Annotated in this window: 19 protein-coding genes; 10 read left to right on the forward strand and 9 right to left on the reverse strand. The window is 71.9% G+C overall.

Annotation, left to right across the window (positions count from 1 at the left end):
* Window positions 1-165: 165 nt before the first annotated feature.
* From M5362_RS02455 to M5362_RS02480, 6 genes are all read left to right on the forward strand, one after another.
* Window positions 166-1,467 (forward strand): ABC transporter substrate-binding protein, encoded by a 1,302-nt coding sequence (locus tag M5362_RS02455; RefSeq protein ID WP_374214396.1) that lies wholly within the window; start codon window positions 166-168, stop codon window positions 1,465-1,467.
* Window positions 1,464-2,450 carry a carbohydrate ABC transporter permease gene (locus M5362_RS02460; RefSeq protein WP_260225570.1) on the forward strand — a complete coding sequence of 329 codons (987 nt, stop codon included), beginning with the start codon at window positions 1,464-1,466 and terminating at the stop codon, window positions 2,448-2,450. Before M5362_RS02455 ends, M5362_RS02460 begins: the two co-directional genes overlap by 4 nt.
* Window positions 2,447-3,364 (forward strand): carbohydrate ABC transporter permease, encoded by a 918-nt coding sequence (locus M5362_RS02465; RefSeq protein ID WP_260225571.1) that lies wholly within the window; start codon window positions 2,447-2,449, stop codon window positions 3,362-3,364. Before M5362_RS02460 ends, M5362_RS02465 begins: the two co-directional genes overlap by 4 nt.
* 27 nt (window positions 3,365-3,391) lie before the next feature.
* Window positions 3,392-4,417 carry a LacI family DNA-binding transcriptional regulator gene (locus tag M5362_RS02470; protein WP_260225572.1) on the forward strand — a complete coding sequence of 342 codons (1,026 nt, stop codon included), beginning with the start codon at window positions 3,392-3,394 and terminating at the stop codon, window positions 4,415-4,417.
* Between the two features lie 205 nt (window positions 4,418-4,622).
* Window positions 4,623-5,330, forward strand: coding sequence for a tRNA-dependent cyclodipeptide synthase (locus tag M5362_RS02475; protein ID WP_260225573.1), 708 nt, complete (start codon window positions 4,623-4,625; stop codon window positions 5,328-5,330).
* Window positions 5,320-6,504, forward strand: a complete 1,185-nt coding sequence (locus M5362_RS02480; protein WP_260225574.1) for a cytochrome P450 — start codon at window positions 5,320-5,322, stop codon at window positions 6,502-6,504. Before M5362_RS02475 ends, M5362_RS02480 begins: the two co-directional genes overlap by 11 nt.
* 120 nt (window positions 6,505-6,624) lie before the next feature.
* Here M5362_RS02480 and M5362_RS02485 read toward each other — a convergent pair whose 3' ends face one another.
* Together M5362_RS02485 and M5362_RS02490 are read right to left on the reverse strand one after the other, a co-directional pair.
* Entirely contained in the window at window positions 6,625-7,632 is a 1,008-nt protein-coding gene (locus M5362_RS02485; protein WP_260225575.1) for an MBL fold metallo-hydrolase, read from the reverse strand.
* Window positions 7,633-7,702: 70 nt separating this feature from the next.
* Entirely contained in the window at window positions 7,703-8,512 is an 810-nt protein-coding gene (locus M5362_RS02490) for a LysR family substrate-binding domain-containing protein (RefSeq protein ID WP_260225576.1), read from the reverse strand.
* A gap of 58 nt (window positions 8,513-8,570) precedes the next feature.
* Between M5362_RS02490 and M5362_RS02495 the strand changes: the two genes are divergently transcribed.
* Entirely contained in the window at window positions 8,571-8,975 is a 405-nt protein-coding gene (locus M5362_RS02495) for a DUF5997 family protein (protein ID WP_260225577.1), read from the forward strand.
* A gap of 40 nt (window positions 8,976-9,015) precedes the next feature.
* On the opposite strand, the gene M5362_RS02500 is transcribed toward M5362_RS02495, so the two are convergent.
* From M5362_RS02500 to M5362_RS02510, 3 genes are all read right to left on the reverse strand, one after another.
* Window positions 9,016-9,801: an SGNH/GDSL hydrolase family protein gene (locus tag M5362_RS02500; RefSeq protein ID WP_260225578.1), complete on the reverse strand. Its 786-nt coding sequence runs from the start codon at window positions 9,799-9,801 to the stop codon at window positions 9,016-9,018.
* Between the two features lie 146 nt (window positions 9,802-9,947).
* On the reverse strand, window positions 9,948-10,442 hold the full coding sequence (locus tag M5362_RS02505) for an NUDIX hydrolase (RefSeq protein ID WP_260225579.1): 495 nt from the start codon (window positions 10,440-10,442) through the stop codon (window positions 9,948-9,950).
* Window positions 10,443-10,545: 103 nt separating this feature from the next.
* Window positions 10,546-11,010 carry a hypothetical protein gene (locus tag M5362_RS02510; RefSeq protein WP_260225580.1) on the reverse strand — a complete coding sequence of 155 codons (465 nt, stop codon included), beginning with the start codon at window positions 11,008-11,010 and terminating at the stop codon, window positions 10,546-10,548.
* 82 nt (window positions 11,011-11,092) lie between these two features.
* Between M5362_RS02510 and M5362_RS02515 the strand changes: the two genes are divergently transcribed.
* Complete coding sequence (locus M5362_RS02515; RefSeq protein WP_260225581.1) at window positions 11,093-11,434, forward strand: PadR family transcriptional regulator; 342 nt, start codon at window positions 11,093-11,095, stop codon at window positions 11,432-11,434.
* Entirely contained in the window at window positions 11,431-12,141 is a 711-nt protein-coding gene (locus M5362_RS02520; RefSeq protein WP_260225582.1) for a permease prefix domain 1-containing protein, read from the forward strand. The genes M5362_RS02515 and M5362_RS02520 overlap by 4 nt, the downstream gene beginning before the upstream one ends.
* Before the next feature lie 42 nt (window positions 12,142-12,183).
* Here the strand turns inward: M5362_RS02520 and M5362_RS02525 are convergent, their stop codons facing one another.
* The 3 genes from M5362_RS02525 to M5362_RS02535 all read right to left on the reverse strand — a co-directional run bounded on the left by M5362_RS02525 (window position 12,184) and on the right by M5362_RS02535 (window position 15,167).
* Window positions 12,184-13,551, reverse strand: a complete 1,368-nt coding sequence (locus M5362_RS02525; protein WP_260225583.1) for a cytochrome P450 — start codon at window positions 13,549-13,551, stop codon at window positions 12,184-12,186.
* Between the two features lie 151 nt (window positions 13,552-13,702).
* Window positions 13,703-13,933 carry a ferredoxin gene (locus tag M5362_RS02530; RefSeq protein ID WP_260225584.1) on the reverse strand — a complete coding sequence of 77 codons (231 nt, stop codon included), beginning with the start codon at window positions 13,931-13,933 and terminating at the stop codon, window positions 13,703-13,705.
* Window positions 13,934-13,949: 16 nt separating this feature from the next.
* Complete coding sequence (locus tag M5362_RS02535; protein ID WP_260225585.1) at window positions 13,950-15,167, reverse strand: cytochrome P450; 1,218 nt, start codon at window positions 15,165-15,167, stop codon at window positions 13,950-13,952.
* A 168-nt stretch (window positions 15,168-15,335) separates the two neighbouring features.
* Between M5362_RS02535 and M5362_RS02540 the strand changes: the two genes are divergently transcribed.
* The gene (locus M5362_RS02540; RefSeq protein ID WP_260225586.1) at window positions 15,336-15,920 is read left to right on the forward strand and encodes a cysteine hydrolase family protein; all 585 of its coding nucleotides are present in this window, start codon (window positions 15,336-15,338) and stop codon (window positions 15,918-15,920) included.
* A gap of 150 nt (window positions 15,921-16,070) precedes the next feature.
* On the opposite strand, the gene helR is transcribed toward M5362_RS02540, so the two are convergent.
* On the reverse strand, window positions 16,071-18,242 hold the full coding sequence (gene helR / locus M5362_RS02545) for an RNA polymerase recycling motor ATPase HelR (protein ID WP_260225587.1): 2,172 nt from the start codon (window positions 18,240-18,242) through the stop codon (window positions 16,071-16,073).
* Window positions 18,243-18,301 lie beyond the last annotated feature (59 nt).

Raw genomic sequence — 18,301 nt, forward strand, 5'->3', positions numbered from 1 at the left:
GTACACACACCAGATCTCGATGTGGCAACGCAACATAACCGCACAGGTTCCACCATTGACAAGTGTCCGGAACGTTTCTCTACTGTGAACGCTCACAGATGCATGGCAGGTCCTTCCACGACGGGAAGGACCGCTCGTCAGGGGAGAGGCTCCATGCCCATCGTTATGCGCCACCGTGTTGTCGCCACCGTCTCCGCCGTCGCCCTCGGCGCGGCCGTACTCACCGCCTGCGGCTCGTCCGGAGGCGGCGGCGAGCAGGGCTCCTCGGGGCCCGTCTCGCTCACCTACTGGGCCTGGGCGCCCAACATGGACAAGGTGGCCGCGATCTGGAACAAGAAGAACCCGGACATCAAGGTCACCGTCCAGAAGCAGGCCTCCGGCGACGACCTGGTCACCAAGATCATCACGGCCTCCAAGGCCCACCAGGCCCCCGACCTCGTCCAGGCCGAGTTCCAGGCCCTGCCGACGCTCGTCTCCAACGACGCCCTCGCCGACATATCCAAGGAGGTCGGCGGCGCCAAGGACGCCTTCGCCCCCGGCCTGTGGCAGCAGACCACGCTCGGCTCCGACGCCGTCTACGCCGTGCCCCAGGACTCGGGGCCGCTGATGTTCTTCTACCGTACCGACCTGTTCCAGCAGTACGGTCTCGAAGTCCCCACCACCTGGGACGAGTTCGCCGCCACCGCCAAGGCGCTCAAGGCCAAGGCCCCCGACAAGGCGCTCACGACCTTCTCCTCCAACGACTCCGGCCTCTTCGCCGGCCTCGCCCAGCAGGCCGGTGCCCAGTGGTGGACCGCCCAGGACCAGAAGTGGAAGGTCGGCATCGACGACTCCGCCACCCGGAAGGTCGCCGACTTCTGGGGCGGACTCGTCCAGGAGGGCGCCATCGACAACCAGCCCATGTACACCCCCGCCTGGAACAAGGCCCTCAACACCGGGCAGCAGCTCGCCTGGGTCAGCGCCGTCTGGGCCCCCGGCGTCCTGACCACCGCCGCACCCGACACCAAGGGGAAGTGGGCCATGGCCCGGCTGCCCCAGTGGGACCCCGCGAAGCCCGCCACCGGCAGCTGGGGCGGCTCCACCACCGCCGTGACCACCGACTCGAAGCACAAGGCGGCCGCCGCGGAGTTCGCGACCTGGCTCAACACCGACCCCGAGGCGCTCGCGGCCCTGGTGAAGGAGGCCGGCGTCTACCCGGCCGCCACCGCCGCCCAGACCGGCGGTGCGCTCGCCGCGTCCCCGGACTTCTTCGCAGGCCAGGCCGACTTCTACGCCAAGGCGGCCGAGATCGCGAAGACCACCGCCCCCGCCGCGTGGGGACCGAACGTGAACGTGGCCTACACCTTCTTCAAGGACGAGTTCGGCAAGGCGGCCAAGGCCAGGTCCGGCTTCGGCGCCGCCCTCACCGCGATGCAGGGCGCCACCGTCGCCGACCTGAAGAAGCAGGGCTTCGAGGTCGCCCGGTGACGCACCCCTCCAGGGGCGTGCGCCGGACGTACGGGGCCAAGGCGGCCCCGTACCCCCACCCGTCGCCCACCACCACCACCCGCGACCGAGCGCGAAGCGCCCCCTACCTCTTCCTCCTTCCGGCCGCCGTCCTCTTCGTCCTCTTCTTCGCGCTGCCCATCGGCTACGCCCTCTGGCTCAGCGTCCACAAGATCGAGGTCAAGGGCCTCGGCCTCGGCAAGGGAGCCAGGAGCGAGGTCTGGGCAGGCCTGGAGAACTACACCGCCGCCCTCACCGACTCCGAACTCGGCCACAGCGCCCTGCGGATCCTCGGCTACGGCGCGATCGTCGTCCCCGTCATGCTGGGCCTGGCGCTGCTCTTCGCGCTGCTGCTCGACTCCGAGCGGGTTCGGGCCCGCTCCCTCTCCCGCCTCGCGATCTTCCTGCCGTACGCCGTACCCGGCGTCATCGCCGCCCTCATGTGGGGCTTCCTCTACCTTCCGGACGTCAGCCCCTTCTTCTCCCTCCTCGACACCCTCGGGATGCCGCAACCGGAGCTGATGGACGGCGGCGCGCTGTACCTGGCGATGGCGAACATCGCCGTCTGGGGCGGCACCGGCTTCAACATGATCGTGATCTACACCTCGCTCCGCTCGCTGCCCGCCGAGGTCTTCGAGGCGGCCAAGCTCGACGGCTGCTCCGAGCTGCAGATCGCCCTCCGGATCAAGATCCCGATGGTGGCGCCCTCACTGGTCCTGACGTTCTTCTTCTCGATCATCGCCACCCTCCAGGTCTTCAACGAGCCCACCACGCTCCGGCCGCTCACCAACGGCATCCCCACCACCTGGAGCCCCCTGATGAAGGTCTACAACGACGCCTTCACCGGCGGGAACATCCACGCCGCCTCGGCCACCGCCGTGGTCCTCGCCGCCGCCACCTTCCTGCTCTCCTTCGGCCTGCTCAGGGCCGAGGGCCGTCGTACGAAGCAAGGAGCCACCCGATGAGCGGGCTCGCCTCCCCGCCGGAGGTACGCAAGGCGGCCCCGGCCGCCGGCACCACCCCCGGAACGCCCCAGGCGCCGCCACGCCCCCGCCGCGTCGCGCTGCTGCCGACCGCCGCCCTGGTCCTCGGCGCGCTGTACTGCCTGCTGCCCATCGCCTGGGTCCTGGTGGCCTCCACCAAGTCGGGCGCCGACCTCTTCTCCACCTTCACCTTCCTCCCCGGCGACGGCTTCGGGGACAACCTCGCCGACCTCGCCGCGTACCGCGACGGGCTCTACTGGCGGTGGATGGGCAACTCCGTGTTCTACGCGGGCCTGGGCGCCGTCCTCTCCACGATCGTCTCGGCGCTCGCCGGGTACGCCCTCGCCGTCCACCGCTTCCGCGGCCGCGAGACCTTCTTCAACCTGATCCTCACCGGCGTGCTGATGCCCCCGGTGATCCTGGCCATCCCGCAGTACCTGCTGATGGCCGAGGCCGACCTGACGGACACGTACCTCTCCGTCCTGCTGCCGCTGGTCCTGTCGCCGTACGGCGTCTACCTCGGCCGGATCTACGCCGAGGCCGCGATCCCCATGGAGCTCGTGGAGGCGGGCCGGATGGACGGCGCGGGGGAGTGGCGGATCTTCCTCCGGATCGCCCTCCCGATGATGTTCCCGGGCCTGGTGACGATCTTCCTCTTCCAGTTCGTGGCGATCTGGAACAACTTCCTGCTGCCGTTCATCATGCTCGGCGACGACGAGAAGTTCCCCATGACCGTCGGTCTGTTCACCCTGCTGAAACAGGGCGCGGGCCAGCCCGCCCTCTACACGCTGGTGATCACCGGCGCGCTGCTCGCGATCGTCCCGCTCATCGCCCTGTTCCTGGTCATTCAGCGGTTCTGGAGCCTCGATCTGCTGTCCGGCGCCGTAAAGTCCTGAGGACCGGGGAACAAGGGGAAGACGAGCATGAGCATTCCAGCGGGCAGGCGCCGCCCGGCCACCATCCACGACGTGGCGCGCGAGGCGGGGGTCTCGCGCGGCACGGTCTCCCGCGTCCTCAACGGCGGGCACTACGTCAGCCCCACCGCCAAGGCGGCCGTCGACGCGGCCATCCGCAGAACGGGCTACGTCGTGAACCGGCACGCCCGCTCGCTGATCACCGGCAAGTCCGACTCGGTGGCGTTCCTGCTGACCGAGCCGCAGGAGCGGTTCTTCGAGGACCCGAACTTCAACGTGCTGCTGCGGGCCTGCACACAGGCGCTGGCCGCCCAGGACATCCCGCTGCTGCTGATGATCGCGGGCACCGAGGACGAACGGCGGCGCAATCTGCGCTACATCGAGGCCGGTCACGTCGACGGCGTCCTGCTGGTCTCCAGCCACTCCGGCGACCCCGTGGTCGCCCAGCTGCACGCGGCCGGAGTCCCGGTCGTCGCCTGCGGCAAGCCGCTCGGTCAGACCGCCAAGATCGGCTATGTCGCCGCGGACGACCGGGACGGCGCGCGGGACATGGTGCGCCATCTGTACGAGACGGGCCGCCGCCGGATCGCCACCGTCACCGGCCCGCAGGACACCCCGGGCGGCGTCGAACGCCTCGCGGGATACCGCGAGACGCTGGCCGAGTACGGACTTCCCGCCGACGACGCGCTGATCGCCACCGGCGACTACAGCCGGGCGAGCGGCGAGCGTGCCGCGGCCCTGCTCCTGGAACGCGCCCCCGACATCGACGCCGTGTTCGTGGCGTCGGACCTGATGGCCCAGGGGGTGCTCGATGCCCTCTACCGCGCCGGCCGCCGGGTCCCCGAGGACATCGCCGTGGGCGGCTTCGACGACTCGCCGGCCGCGCTGTCCTCCCGGCCGCCGCTCACCACGATCCGTCAGCCCTGGGACCGCATCAGCACCGAGATGGTACGGATGCTCCTCGCCCGCATAGCCGGCGAGGAACCGTCGGCCGTCATCCTGCCCACGGAACTGGTGCCCCGCGAGTCGAGCTGACTGTCCAACACGCGAGACAGCGGCCGGAATATGCCGCTCCAAACCGGGGTGGCGTATCAATTCACGTCAGGTGCCGTCGATTTCACGCCACCTCGCGACCAGAATCGTCACTCTCCGAAGATCGCCGGTAACTTCATGCCGTCGCCGCCACACCAGGAGCACACGGCCCCGTCGGGACTAGCGGCGACGAAGGACAACTCTTCACTTGACGACAGCGACCGACAGCTTCAAGGTCCAGCCGTACACGCAGCACTGCCAAGTGATCCACACCGAAGGCGCGCACGCGGTCATCGGCATCTCCCCGGGAAACGGCTACTTCTCCGCCCAGCGGGTGGCCGACCTCGCCGCCTGGGGACTCCGCAACTTCGAGCAGGTCGACCTCATCTACACCGACCTGCACGTCGCCGAAATGTTCGAGGCCCTCGGCTACCCGCCGGACGAGGCCCGCCGCAAGACGGTCAAGAACCTCCGCGGCGTACGCGCCAAGGTCAACAACGCCGTCGCCGCCATCGACCCCGGCGGCGAACGGCTCCGAGGGCGCCCCATGTCCGCGCTCCTCGACATCCCCGCCTATCGGCACCTGCGCACACACCTGGACGATCTGCTCGCCACCGACGCCGAGTTCCTCGCCACCTGCGACAAGCTCGTCACGGCCTTCCTCTCCTCCAAGGTCCTCGAAGGACAGGCACCCAGCGCCCGCCAGCGCGAGGTCTGTCTCCAGTACATCTGCGCCGAGGCACCGCTCTTCCTGGACACCCCCGCGATCCTCGGTGTCCCCTCCTCGCTCAACTGCTACCACCAGCTCCTGCCGATGGCCGAACTCCTCTACTCACGGGGCTCCGGACTGCGCGCCTCCCGCAACCAGGGCCACGCCATCGTCACCGCGATCCTCGGAGACCACGATGACCACTGACACGCTGATCGACTTCCCGTTCTCCGCCCGCGGCGACCGGCTGCCGCCCGAGATCGAGGCCCTGCGCGCCGAGCCGGTCAAACGGGTCCGCACGATCGCCGGCGACGAGGCATGGCTGGTCTCCTCCTACGAGCTCTGCAAGCAGGTCCTCGAAGACCCGAGGTTCTCGCTCAAGGACACCTCGGCGCCCGGCGTACCCCGGCAGTACGCACTGACCATCCCGCCCGAGGTGGTCAACAACATGGGGAACATCACCGGCGCGGGGCTCCGCAAGGCCGTCCTCAAGGCCATCAACCCCAAGACCGACGGCCTCACCGAATGGATGCGCCGCCACGCCTCCGAGCTCGTCGGCGAACTCCTCGCGTACGGACCGCCCGTCGACCTCCGCTCCTGGTTCACCAGCCCGTACGCGGAACACCTGCACTGCAGGATCCTCGGCATACCCCAGTCCGACGCACCGCGCCTCGCCGCCAGCCTGGACATCGCGTTCATGAACTCGGCCTGCCCCGTCACCGGCGCCCGGCTCAACTGGGACCGCGACATCGCCTACATGGTCGAGCGCCTCGACGACCCGGCGACCACGGGGCTGATGGCCGAACTCGCCGCCCTGCGCGGGAATCCCGACTACGCCCACCTCACCGACGAGATGCTCGCCACCGTCGGCGTCACCTTCTTCGGCGCGGGCGTGATCTCCACCATGGGCTTCCTCACCATGGCCCTCTTCTCCCTGCTCCAGAATCCGGACGTCTGGGAGCGGCTCCGCAAGGAGCCGGACCGGATCCCCGACGCCGTGGACGAGCTTCTCCGCATCAACCTCTCCATCGCCGACGGGCTGCCACGGCTCGCCCTCGAGGACGTCACGCTCGGCGACGTCGAGGTACGGAAGGGCGAACTCCTCCTCGTGCTCGTGGAGGCGGCCAACACCGACCCGGCCGTCTTCCCCGACCCGCACACCGTGGACATCGACCGGCCGAACGCCGGCACCCACCTCTCCTTCGGCGGCGGCGGTCACTACTGCCCGGCCACGGCCCTCGGGAAGAAGCACACCGAGATCGCCCTGGAGGTCCTGCTCGACAGGGTGCCCGACCTGCACCTCGCGGTCCCGGTGGACCAACTCGTCTGGCGCACCCGCTTCATGAAGCGCATCCCCGAACGCCTGCCGGTCGCCTGGTGACCTCCATGTGACCCGATCCGTCACGCCGACCGCCGTCGCCCCCGGCCACCCGCCGGGGGCGACGGCGTTCCCGGCCGGACGACCGAGCCGCGTGCGTCCTCGCCCGCCCCGCGTGACGCGTCAGCGGCGCGGGCGCAGGTCTCCGCCGTAGACGGTCCGGTAGTCGGGCACGACGACACGGCTCGCGGGCGACTCCCGGCGCACCTGGCCGATCAGTCCGGACAGGTCCATCGCCGGGTCGGGGACCACGGGCCCGCGCAGCGGTGTCTCGAAGTTGTCCCAGTGGACCGGAACGACGACCGGCGGGTGCCCCAGTGCCCGCAGCAGCCGAGGTACGTAGCGGTGGGTCGCGGAGCTGGAAGGGACCGCGACCATCGCCACGTCGGGACGCAGTCCCTCGGCGGGCCGGTCGGCGATGTCGCTGGCGCCCATGAGGAAGAGCGCCGGACCGTCCGAGCCCGCCTTGACCTGGAAGGCGAGCGTGTCGCCCTCCGGCAGGTCGGAGATGGTCGCGGGGGCGGCGGGTGGCGCCGTGAGCGTGCCCGGGGCGAAGTAGGCGTGGTTCTTGTTGCGGCTGTGCAGGCTCGCCACCACCTCCACCGTGAGACCGTCGCCGAAGTCGAGCACCTCGCCGCCCTTGACCACGGAGATCTGGAGCGGATCCACACCGAGGGCGACCAGCAGATGGAACGTGGTCTCGGTCCCCACCACGCGGGCGCCGGTCGTCTTCGCGAGATGGGGGACGTCGGCGATGTGGTCCCAGTGCGAGTGGCTGACGAGGATCAGCTCGGGACGCCCGGCGTACTCCCGTACGAGGGCGGCATCGGTGGGCGCGATCTTCGTGGCCGGGTCGAAGGCCTTCTCGAAGAGGCCGGTCCTGAACCGGGTCAGATACGGGTCGAAGAGCACCGTCCGCCCGCCGACGTCGATCCGCCAGCCGGCGGTGCCCAGCCAGCGCAGCGACACCGAGCCGGGAGCGGGGGCGGTGGCGGGGGAGCCCTCGGGGGTGCGGGCCTGGGCCGGGGTCGGCAGGAACGGTAAGGCGGTACCGACCGCGGCGCCCCGCAGCACCGATCGCCGGCCGAAGCCGTGGCCGCCCCGGCCGTTCGTGATCACGTCATCGCTCATGACGCCAGAAGATCAGCAGTGGCGCACCCGGTTCAAGACCCCGGCCGGAGGGACGTGGTGACGACTGTGCCTAGGACCGGCGGCGGGGCTTGCCGGGCTTCCCTCGCTTGACGCCGCCCTTGGCCGCCTTGGCGCCCTTCGCGCCGCCGGAGCCGCCGCGGGGGCCCTGGCCCGACGCCTTGCCGCTCGCGGTCTTCCGCTGCCCGCCGCCTGCTTCCGGCCGCTTGGTCTTCGCCTTGGCCTTGTCCTTGGGCTGAGGCGGGGTCGCGGGGCGGCCCCGGGTGCTGTTGACCGTCCGGCCGCGGACGATCCCGATGAACTGCTCCACCAGGTCGGTCGTCTCGTCCTGGGGCCAGGACAGGGCGACCCGCGACTCGGGCGTGTCCGAGAGGGTGCGGTAGGTGAGGTCCTTGCGGTGGTGCAGCCGCGCGAGCGACTGCGGGACCACGAGCAGCCCCACGCCCGCCGCGACGAGCTCGATGGCGTCCGCCGTCGTCTCCGGCCGCTCGATGGCCGGCAGCCCCGGCGGGCGCTCCCAGTCGAGGGTGTCGTCCAGCGGATGCAGCACGATCTCGTCCGCCAGGTCCGCGGGCGACACCTCCTCGACCGCCGCGATCACATGGTCCTTCGGGACCACGACCACGGTCGTCTCGGTGTAGAGCGGGATCGCGCTGAGGTCCGTGCGGTCGACCGGCATGCGCACGAAGCCCGCGTCCGCGCCGCCGGACCGCAGCAGCTCGAACGCTTCGGCCGCGGGCACCTGGAGGAGGGTCAGCGGGACGTCCGGCAGGCGCTCGTTCCAGACCCGCACCCACTTCGTGGGCGTCACTCCCGGTACGTACGCGAGCCGGAACGAGGAGGGTTCTTCCTGGCCAGTCACCCCGCCAGGTTACCGGTCGTGGTCAGAGGTAGCTCACACGCTCGATACCCTGGACACCATGACGTCGCACCAGACCACCCAGACGATGAAGCCCGCGTCCGCGGCCAAGAAGCTGGGTGTGTACCTCGAGGCCACCCCCGCCGAGTTCCGGGAGGGTGTCGTCTCGCGCACCGAGCTGAACGCCCTGCAGACCGATCCGCCCGAGTGGCTCCGCGAGCTCCGGCGCAACGGCCCCCACCCGCGCCCGGTGATCGCGGCGAAGCTCGGCATCTCCATCTCCGGACTCGCGCGGGGCGGCATCACGGACGCCCTCACCACCGAGCAGATCGAGGCGCTGAAGAAGGACGACCCCGAGTGGCTCCAGAAGGAGCGCGCCACCCAGGCCGAGGTCCGCAAGGAGACGGCCCGCATCAAGGAGAAGCAGGCGGAGAAGGCCGCGAAGGCCGACCGCTCGCGCTCCTGACCCACCCGTTCCGAGCACGGTCGCCCGGTCCCGCGAGCCCTCACCCGGGCAGGACCGGCACCAGCTCGGGACGCTTCGCCGTGCGGCCGTCCCCCGAGGAGCGGCCGCGCAGGCGTCTGCCGATCCACGGGCCCAGGAAGCCCGCGACCCATCGCACCTCGTCGAGCGCCCTCCGGGCACCGGACGGAGGAGTGCCCAGGAGCGCGGGCAGCGGGCGGGTCCAGGCGTCGTCGCTCCCGGGAAGCCCGAGCGCGTCGGCCACCGCGGCGGCGATGCGCTCATGACCGAGCGGACTGGCGTGCAGCCGGTCCGGGCTCCACAGCCGGGCGTCCGTCACCACGGGATGGCGGAAGGTCTCCGCGACCGCGACGCCGTGCCGTGCCGCCGCCTCGCGGATGCGCTCGTTGAGCGCGGTGACGCGGGATCCGAGCGGCCGCGCGAGCGGGATGATCCGCCCGGTGTCCGGGAACGTCACCGTCGCCACCCGCACGCCCTGGGCGGTGAGCGCGGCGAACATCGCCCCCAGGTGCCCGGCCGTCTCGTCGGCGTCGAACCGGGGGCGGAGCAGATCGTTCATCCCCGCGACCACGGTGGCCACGTCGGGCCGCAGCGCGAGAGCCGGCCCGAGCTGCTCGGCGCGCACCTGTCCGGCGAGGCGGCCCCGGACGGCCAGGTTGGCGTAGACCAGACCGGGGCTCGTGGCCGCCATCAGCTCCGCGAGCCGGTCGGCACAGCCCCGCAGGCCGGTGACGTCGTCCCCGTCCCCGAGGCCTTCGGTCTGACTGTCGCCCAGGGCGACGTAACGCGTGTACGGGCCGGTGTGCATGAGCCTCTTGCTCCTCCGTGCGACCGGGTGCGCCTGAGGCGGCACGCCCTTCGAGGCTATTCAACACCGTACCTATTCAATTCCGCGACTAGGTTGGAGGCAGGGGAACGGCGAGCGGTACGCGCTGATCGCCGACGTGTGACCCGTCAGCGCGTGCGCACCACCTGATAGCGGTGGAACGGCGCCTCCTCGATGGGCAGTTCCGGGCGCCAGGTCCTGAGCGCCTGAGCGGACGGCGTGTACAGCTCCCGGGGGAGGCGGTCGAGTGCGGTCCACTCCCAGCGCAGGATCTTGTCCGGCTCCGCGACGGCCGGGGTGCCGCTGAAGGCCCGTACGACCGCCACCGCGGTCAGCCGGGTGACCTCCGTCGACGCCGGCGAGTCCAAGAGGATCCCGATGACCTCGACATCGGCCACGTCGGCCAGGAGCGTGGTCTCCTCGGCGAGTTCACGGGCGGCGGCCCGCTCGATGGACTCGCCCGGATCGACCTTCCCGCCGGGCAGTTCCCATGTGCCGCCGGGGTGCAGCCCCAGAAGCACCCGCCCGGCCTCGTCGGTCACCACGACACCGGCGCCGAGCGAGGCCTGGGCGGTCGGCGGCTGTGCGTTGCGATGGGGCGGCGGCTGGTCGGCGGGGCGCATGGCGACTCCTCGTACGGACGGGACGTGTGTCGCCCGCCAGCCAACACCATCTGCGCCTAAGGGTCTTGGCGGCTGCGCCGGAGTCTGCGTGGAGCGAGCGTCGTCACGCCCCCGTGGTCGAGCCGGGACGGACGATCATGAGGACGACGACGACCGCCCACAGGAGATTGAAGACCCCGGTGAGCATGGCCAGTCGGGACGCCGTCGCGCCTGCGGCTCCGCCGTCGTCCTCGTCGGCGGCACGCGCCCCGCCGCCGGCCGCGTCGTCGAGCATGCGTCGCTGACCGGGCAGGATCGCCAGGGCCAGGACGGCCGCGGCGACAGCGGTCAGCACCAGCGACGTGATGAGCCAGACGTCGGTGAGGACGCCGAGCTGGATCGCCGTGGCGAGCCCGAAGACCGGGACGACCACGCCCGCGACGGCGTACCCCCGGCAGATCCGGTGCAGCAGCGCGGCGACCGGGGAGGTCTGCCGCGCATAACGCGGGAACAGCGACGCGGCCACGGTGATCGGCCCGACCACCAGGATCGCCGCGAGTACGTGTATGGACAGCAGCAGCTTGGTCACTGCGGGCTCCTCCAGCCGTGAGCTATATGTTGGCTGCCAATAGATAGCATGTCTACGCCTTGATTGAGTAGGCTGCCTACCTATGAGGGCGGATGCGGTGCGAGGGCACCTCGACGGACTGCTGCTGGCCGTGCTGGAGCCGGGACCGCTGCACGGCTACGCGATCATCGCCGCGGTCCAGCAGCGCAGCGGAGGCGTGCTCGACCTGCGCACGGGCACGATCTATCCGGCGCTCAACCGGCTGGAGCGCGTCGGGCTGCTGAGCAGCAGCTGGGACGCGGTCGGCGAACGACGTCGGCGCTGCTACGAACTCACCGACGCGGGACGCGGCGCACTCGCGGGCGAGCGCGCGGCCTGGCGCGAGTTCACGACGGCGATCGGCTCGGTCCTGAACCCGGCCGCCCCGCCCCGGCCCGCGACATGAGCGACGCCGGGGCGCCCACGGCCCCGAAGACGCCCGAGGACCGCCCGGCCCCCGTGGACCCGGCGGACCACCCGGACCCGATCGACGCGTACGTCGCCGAGCTGCGCGACATCCTGCACGGCCCGCCCCGGATGACGGCGCGCCTGATCGAGGAGGTGCGTGGCGGCCTTGCCGACACCGCGGAGGCGTACACCCACGAGGGAACGCCCTACGAGGACGCGGTCCGCGAGGCCGTACGCGACTTCGGCACACCCGCCGAGCTCGCACCGGCCTGCCAGCGAGAACTGACGATCGCCCAGGCCCGCCACACCGCACGGTCCGTCGTCCTCGTCGCCCCGCTGCTCCTCGCCTGCTGGTACACCCTCGTCACCACGGGGACCGGCCAGGACGGGCTGCTGCCTCGCACCGCCCAGCTCCTGGCGGCCGTCGCGGGCGCCGCCGCCGTCCTCGCGGCGACCGCCCTGGCGGCCACGGGCGCCCTCGCCCCCCGGCTGCCCACCCCGCACAGGCTCCCCCTCCTGGTCGCCTGGACGGGTACGACGGCCAGCGCGTCCATGGCCCTGGCCGCCCTCTCCCTGGCCGTGGCCTCCTTCATGACGGCCCAGTGGCCGCTGATCGCCCTGGCGTGCACCCTGGCCGCGGTCTCCCACGCCCTGACGGCCCCCTCGGCCCGCGCCTGCCGCCGCTGCGCCCGGCTGCCCGCCTGACCTCGGGCCTCAAGGCCCCTCGGAAGCCGCCCGGCCGCCGGCCTACGACCCGGCGAAGCCCTCGCTCACCCTCACTTCGAGCGGCGCCCGGAACGAGAGGAGGTCAAGCACGGGCGGAGGCGGCGCACCCGGGGTGAGGCGGAGTCCGGGAAGGCCGCGGGCGGCCGCCCTGAGGGCGACGGCGGCCTCCGTACGGGCCAGGGACGCGCCCGGGCAGCGGTGCCGCCCCGCGCCGAAGGACAGGTGGTGGCGGACGTTGGACCGGAAGGGCCGCAGCCGGTCAGGGGCGTCGAAGACGTCCGTGTCGGAGCCGCTTCCCATGAGCATCAGCAGCAACTCGGCGCCGGCGGGAAGCCGTACGCCGCCCAGTTCCACCGGCCCCGCCGTCACCCGGCGCCAGGTCGTCACGGGCGGCTCCCGGCGCAACACCTCCTCGACCCACGCCTCGGCCAGGCCCTCCTCGTGCGCCACCCGCTTCCACAGGCCGGGTTCGGCGAGCGCGCTGCGCAGGACGGTGGCGATGAGCTGGCCGGTCGTGGACTGCCCCGCGATGAAGACGAAGAAGCACGCACCGACCGCCGTGTGCACGTCCACCGGCCGGCCGTCGGGCAGGCGGTGGCGGGCCAGTGCTCCGACGAAGCTGTCCGCCGGGGCCGACCGGTCGGCGACGACCGAGGTCAGCCACCGGTGGAACTCGCCGACGAGCACGGCCAGTTCGAGCTGGCGTCGCGGAGCCGGCCGGCCGTAGAAGAGTTCGAGCGAGGCGTCGCTCCAGCGCACGAGGGTCACGGGGTCGAGACCGTCGATCCCCAGCAGCTCCATCATGACCCGGCAGGGCAGCGTGTGCGCGAAGGCCCCGAAGAGGTCGCTGTCCCCCCGCTGGCCGAGCTCCGTCCGTACGGTGTCCAGCAGTTCGCCGGCCACCCGCTCGATCACCGGCACGGCCGCCGCGACCCGCTGGCCGTTGAAGAAACGAGTGACCACGCGGCGCAGCCCGGCATGGCTCTCGGTCGCGTTGTTGGCCAGCGCGGGCCGCAGCCGGAATCCCGCGCGGGCGAGCGTCCGGAGGGCGGGCACGCCGATCGGGGTGACCGCGTGCTGCGCGTTGTCCGGCCGGAACGCCTCCGGATCGAGCAGTACTTGGCGGATGTCCTCGTACCGGCTGACCAGCCACAGTCCGGTGGCGGCGTCGTGATGGACCGGGGAGTCCGCCCTGAGCGCGTCCAGCCACGGATAGGGGTCGGCGACGAAGTCCGCGCCGAACAGATCGAGCCCGTCGAACCGGTCGAGCGGCCCGTGCCGGTCGAGAAGCCGGGTCGGCGAGGCGGAGCCGGTCGCCCCACCGTACGGACAGGGGCCGGCCGGACCCGTCGGGGAGGCGGGCCCGGGCCCGCCGAGGGCGGAAGTCACGCTCGCGGACGCTAGCACGCGGCCGTATGCCTACCGCGCGGTCTGTGCGGCGGATCACGTCGGGATCCGCGCAGGCCGGAAGGGGTGTGGGGGCCATTTTGACGGCAGGGCCCAGGGGAACCGGCCCCGCGACGCGCGGGGCCGGCGCCCGTCACGCCTGACTGGTGTCGCCGTCGCCGTCGCCGTCGGCGCCGGCGATCGCGATGGCGCCGGCGGGGCACAGCGTGGCGGCCTCGCGCACGGCCGCGTGCGACGCGTACGGCGGCCGGGTCTCCAGGAGCACGACCAGCCCGTCGTGCTCGTCCTGGTCGAACACCTCGGGGGCGGTGAGGGCGCACATCCCGGCGCCCTGGCAGCGTTCGCGCTCCACGCTCACTTCCATGCCCGGTCCCACGGGTCTACGCCTCGTCCCAGGTGACGGGCAGGCTGTGCACCCCGTAGATGTTCATGCCCGTGCGCAGCGGCACGTCCTCGGCGGGGACGGCCAGCCGCAGGGACGGGAACCGGGTGACGAGCGCGGGCAGGGCGACGCGCATCTCCACGCGGGCCAGCTGCTGGCCCAGGCACTGGTGGATCCCGTGCCCGAAGCCGACATGACCGGTGGCCTTGCGGGTCAGGTCGAGGGTGTCGGGATCCGCGAACCGTTCGGGGTCGCGGTTGGCGGCCTCGATCGAGAGGGTGACCGATTCACCGGCCCTGACGACGTGCCCGTCGAATTCGACGTCCTCCAGGGCCACACGGACCGTCGTGTGGGCGATGCTCAGATAGCGCATCAGCTCCTCGACGGCCTGGTCGGCGAGGCCCGGATCGGCGCGCAGGGCCGCGAGCTGGTCGGGGTGGCTCAGCAGGGCGAACGTGCCGTGCGCGAGCATGTTGGCCGTGGTGTCGAGGCCCGCGCCGAGCAGGAAGCCCCCCAGGCCGGTGAGCTCCTCGTCCGTCAGATCGCTGCTCGTCAGGTCGCTGAGGAGGTCGTCGGTCGGCGCGGCCCGCTTGGCGAGCACCAGGCGGTGCATGTACTCCTGCAGCCCCTGCATGGCGGCCGTCTGCCTCTCCAGGGTGGCGTCCATGCTCATCAGGTCGGTCACGAAACCCTGGAACGTCTCGTGGTCGGCGTACGGCACACCGAGCAGTTCGCAGATCATCAGCGCGGGGACGGGCCGCGCGAACGCCTCGACGAGATCGGCCCCCGGGCCCTGACGCTCCATCGCGTCGAGGTGCTCGGCGGTGATCCGCTCGACGCGCTCGGTGAGGAGACGCATCCGGCGGACGGTGAAACGGCCCGCGAGGAGCCGCCGGAACCGGGTGTGTTCCGGAGCGTCCATCCCCGTCATGTCGCCGACGGGCGCGGGCGGCAGCGTTCCGGCGGGCCCGCCGGGGAAGGGGTAGTGCATCAGGTCGTACCGCGAGCTGAACCGCTCGTCGGCCAGGACGGCGCGTACGAGCGCATGGCTGGTGACCAGTCGGCCCTCGTGCCCGTCGGGATAGGTCATCGGGCTCAGCGGCTGCCGCGCGCGCAGCTCCGCCAGCCCGCCCGGGGGGTCGAAGGGGCAGCCGGCGGGTCGGGCGGTGGACAGCGAGGCGTGCTCCGACGCCGGCGCCGAACGGTCGGTGGTCATGGTGTTCCCCCTGACTTCAACGGTGTACAACTCCTTGCGCTTGAACAACGTAAAAGAAGACTTGCACGGCGTGCAAGTCTGGATTGAACATCGTGCAAGAGTTTCGGCCACCGGGGCTGGAGCCAAAATCGCGTGCCGGGGCCCCGCGCTGACGGTGAAGATGAGGTCATGACCGTGCGCGCGCATCCCGTAGAGGCTCTGCTGGTGGTGGACGTCCAGTCCGCCTTCGTCACCGGCCCCGGCGCCGTACCGGCGGCGGACCGACTCCTGGAACGCACCGGCGAGTTGATCGCGCGGGCCCGCGAGAGCGGGTCACTGGTCGTCCATGTGCAGAACGACGGACCGCCCGGAGCGGACTGCGAACCGCACACGCCCGGCTGGGAACTGCACCACCGCGTCGAGCCCGGTCCCGCCGAGGTGGTGATCCGCAAGGTCAGGGACGACAGTTTCGAAGGCACCGCGCTGGGCGGTCTGTTGACCGACGCGGGGGTACGCGCGCTCGTCGTCTGCGGAATGATGTCCGAGATGTGCGTCCAGGCGACCGCCCGCACGGCCCTGGAACTGGGCTATCGCGTCGTCCTCCCGCCCGACGCCCACGCCACCCACGACATCCCGGCCGGCACCGGGGCGGGCGAGGCGGTCCCGGCCGCCACGGTCTCCCGGGTGGCGGCCTGGGCCCTCAGTCGCGAGGCCGAGACCACCACCCCCACCTCGGCCGTCACGTTCGCCGCGCCACCCTCACGCCCGTCCTGAGCGACGGGGCCCCGACACCCCACGGGCCCCCGACACCCCACGGGCCCCCGACACCCCACGGGCCCCCACCGCCCCACGGGCCCCCACCGCCCCACGGCGCACCGCCGCCCCGGGGGTGCCGGGCGCCGGTCACGTCACCGAACGCCCACGTCAGGAGCTCTTCAGGACGACGAGGCGCTGGGTCGCGCGGGTCATCGCGACATAGCGGTCGACCGCGCCTTCGATCCCCGTGCCGAACTCCTCCGGGTCGACGAGGACGACCAGGTCGAACTCGAGCCCCTTCGACAGCTCCGGGGTCAACGACCGGACGCGGGAGGTCTCCCGGAAGTCGGGATCGCCGATGACGCAGGCGGTCCCTTCGGCATGCTCGGCCAGCCAGCCGTCGAGGATCGCCGGCAGCTCCGCGACGGAACCGTGGATCACCGGGAGGCCGTTGCTGCGGATGGACGTCGGCACGTTGGCGTCGGGGAGAGCGGCCCGGATGAGCGGCTCCGCCTCCGTCATGACCTCCTCCGGCGTGCGGTAGTTGACGTTCAGGGAGGCCATCGTGATGCGGTTCAGCCCGGCCCGTTCGAGCCGCTCCTCCCACGACTCCGTGAACCCGTGCCGGGCCTGGGCCCGGTCCCCGACGATGGTGAAGCTCCGCGACGGGCAGCGCAGGAGCAGCATCTGCCACTCCGCGTCGGTCAGTTCCTGGGCCTCGTCCACGACGATGTGCGCGAACGGCCCGGCGAGCAGGTCCCGGTCGGCGGAGGGAAGCGCGGACTCGTCGATCAGGCTGTCCTGGAGGTCCTTACCGCGCAGCATCCGCACCGCGCCCTCGCTGTCGTCGCCGGCCGAGTCGATGTCGGCGGTCGTGACGATCTCCTCGATGACGCGGGCCATGCGCTCGCGTTCGGCGGCGACCGCGGCGTCGTGCCGACGCCTGCGCCGGGACGCCTCCGGATCGCCGAGCCGCTGCCGGGCCGCGTCCAGCAGCGGCAGATCGGACACGGTCCACGCCTGGGCCTCCTCCCGCTGAAGCGCCCGGACCTCGTCCTTGCCGAGCCAGGGAGCGCACATCCGCAGGTAGGCGGGGACCGACCACAGGTCTCCGACCAGGTCGGTCGCCTCCAGCAGCGGCCAGGCGCCGTGGAGGGTGTCGACCAGCTCCCGGTCGCCGAGGAGCGACCTCCGGAACGCCTCGGGCGAGACGTCGGCGTCGAACCTGTCCATCAGGATCGTGACCAGCTCGTCCCAGATCTGATCGCGCGCCTCGTTGTGGGGCGTGCCCCGCCCCGCTGCCTCGAACGCCTCGGCCCAGTCGTCGGCGCTCAGCCAGATGTCGGCCCAGTCGGTCGAGACCGTCATCCCCTCGGCGGGCGGCTCCTCGTAGAACCTGACGGCCATCTCGACCGTCCGCACCATGTCCGCGGACGCCTTCAGACGGGCCACCTCCGGATCGGGCTCGGCCTCCGCCGTAGCGCCCTCGTCGACGAGGTCCCGCAGGGTGCAGGTCTGCACACCCTCCTCCCCGAGGCTGGGCAGGACGTCCTCGACGTACGCCAGGTAGGGCCGGTGCGGGCCGACGAACAGCACCCCGCCCCGACGGTGACCGAGGCGGGGGTCGGAGTAGAGGAGGTGGGCCGTGCGGTGGAGGGCGACGACCGTCTTGCCCGTGCCCGGACCGCCGTCGACGACGAGAGCGCCGCGGGACCCCGCCCGGACGATGGCGTCCTGGTCCGCCTGGATGGTGGCGAGCACGTCCCGCATCCGGGGCGAGCGGTTGGCACCCAGGCTGGCGATGAAGGCGGACTGGTCGTCGAGCGCCGCGTGCCCTTCGAGCGCGTCGGCGGTGAACACCTCGTCCCAGTAGTCGCCGATCCGGCCGCCCGTCCAGCGGTACCTGCGGCGGCTCGCCAGGCCCATCGGGTCGGCGTGGGTCGCCGCGAAGAACGGTTCGGCCGCGGGGGAGCGCCAGTCGAGCAGGAGGCGGCGCCCGGTGCTGTCGGTGAGGCCGAGCCGTCCGATGTAGACGGGCTCGGGGTCGTCCGCGCCCACGACGTGGCCGAGACAGAGGTCGAGGCCGAAGCGGCGCAGCGTACGCAGGCGGCCGGTCAGCCGGTGGATCTCGGCGTCCCGCTCCATCGCCTCACGGCCGACGCCACCGGGCGCCCTGCGCGCGGCGTCGAGGCGGTCGGACAGTTCGGCGATCGTCTGCTCGAGGCTCTCCGCGATGGCCGCGAAGTGCTGCTCGTCACGGCCGATCAGCGCCGGGTCGGCCTTGGGAGCGAGGTGGCCGGGAAGGTCGAACGCACTGGTGGTCGGGGCGGTCGCACGCACGGGGTGAATCTCCTATGTCCGCAGGTTGCAGGCTTGGATGGGCGATTGTGCGCCCTCAC

It is taken from the genome of Streptomyces sp. Je 1-79 (genome assembly GCF_025195125.1).
Lineage (GTDB): Bacteria > Actinomycetota > Actinomycetes > Streptomycetales > Streptomycetaceae > Streptomyces.

Bases quoted from the DNA above. Each gene is read 5' to 3' on its own strand.
- M5362_RS02520 (WP_260225582.1), top strand. From the start codon at position 11,431: ATGAGCGACGCCGGGGCGCCCACGGCCCCGAAGACGCCCGAGGACCGC.
- M5362_RS02465 (WP_260225571.1), top strand. From the start codon at position 2,447: ATGAGCGGGCTCGCCTCCCCGCCGGAGGTACGCAAGGCGGCCCCGGCC.
- M5362_RS02535 (WP_260225585.1), bottom strand. From the start codon at position 15,167: ATGACCACCGACCGTTCGGCGCCGGCGTCGGAGCACGCCTCGCTGTCC.
- M5362_RS02495 (WP_260225577.1), top strand. From the start codon at position 8,571: ATGACGTCGCACCAGACCACCCAGACGATGAAGCCCGCGTCCGCGGCC.
- M5362_RS02515 (WP_260225581.1), top strand. From the start codon at position 11,093: ATGAGGGCGGATGCGGTGCGAGGGCACCTCGACGGACTGCTGCTGGCC.
- M5362_RS02480 (WP_260225574.1), top strand. From the start codon at position 5,320: ATGACCACTGACACGCTGATCGACTTCCCGTTCTCCGCCCGCGGCGAC.
- M5362_RS02530 (WP_260225584.1), bottom strand. From the start codon at position 13,933: ATGGAAGTGAGCGTGGAGCGCGAACGCTGCCAGGGCGCCGGGATGTGC.
- M5362_RS02500 (WP_260225578.1), bottom strand. From the start codon at position 9,801: ATGCACACCGGCCCGTACACGCGTTACGTCGCCCTGGGCGACAGTCAG.
- M5362_RS02470 (WP_260225572.1), top strand. From the start codon at position 3,392: ATGAGCATTCCAGCGGGCAGGCGCCGCCCGGCCACCATCCACGACGTG.
- M5362_RS02485 (WP_260225575.1), bottom strand. From the start codon at position 7,632: ATGAGCGATGACGTGATCACGAACGGCCGGGGCGGCCACGGCTTCGGC.
- M5362_RS02455 (WP_374214396.1), top strand. From the start codon at position 166: ATGCGCCACCGTGTTGTCGCCACCGTCTCCGCCGTCGCCCTCGGCGCG.
- M5362_RS02540 (WP_260225586.1), top strand. From the start codon at position 15,336: ATGACCGTGCGCGCGCATCCCGTAGAGGCTCTGCTGGTGGTGGACGTC.
- M5362_RS02505 (WP_260225579.1), bottom strand. From the start codon at position 10,442: ATGCGCCCCGCCGACCAGCCGCCGCCCCATCGCAACGCACAGCCGCCG.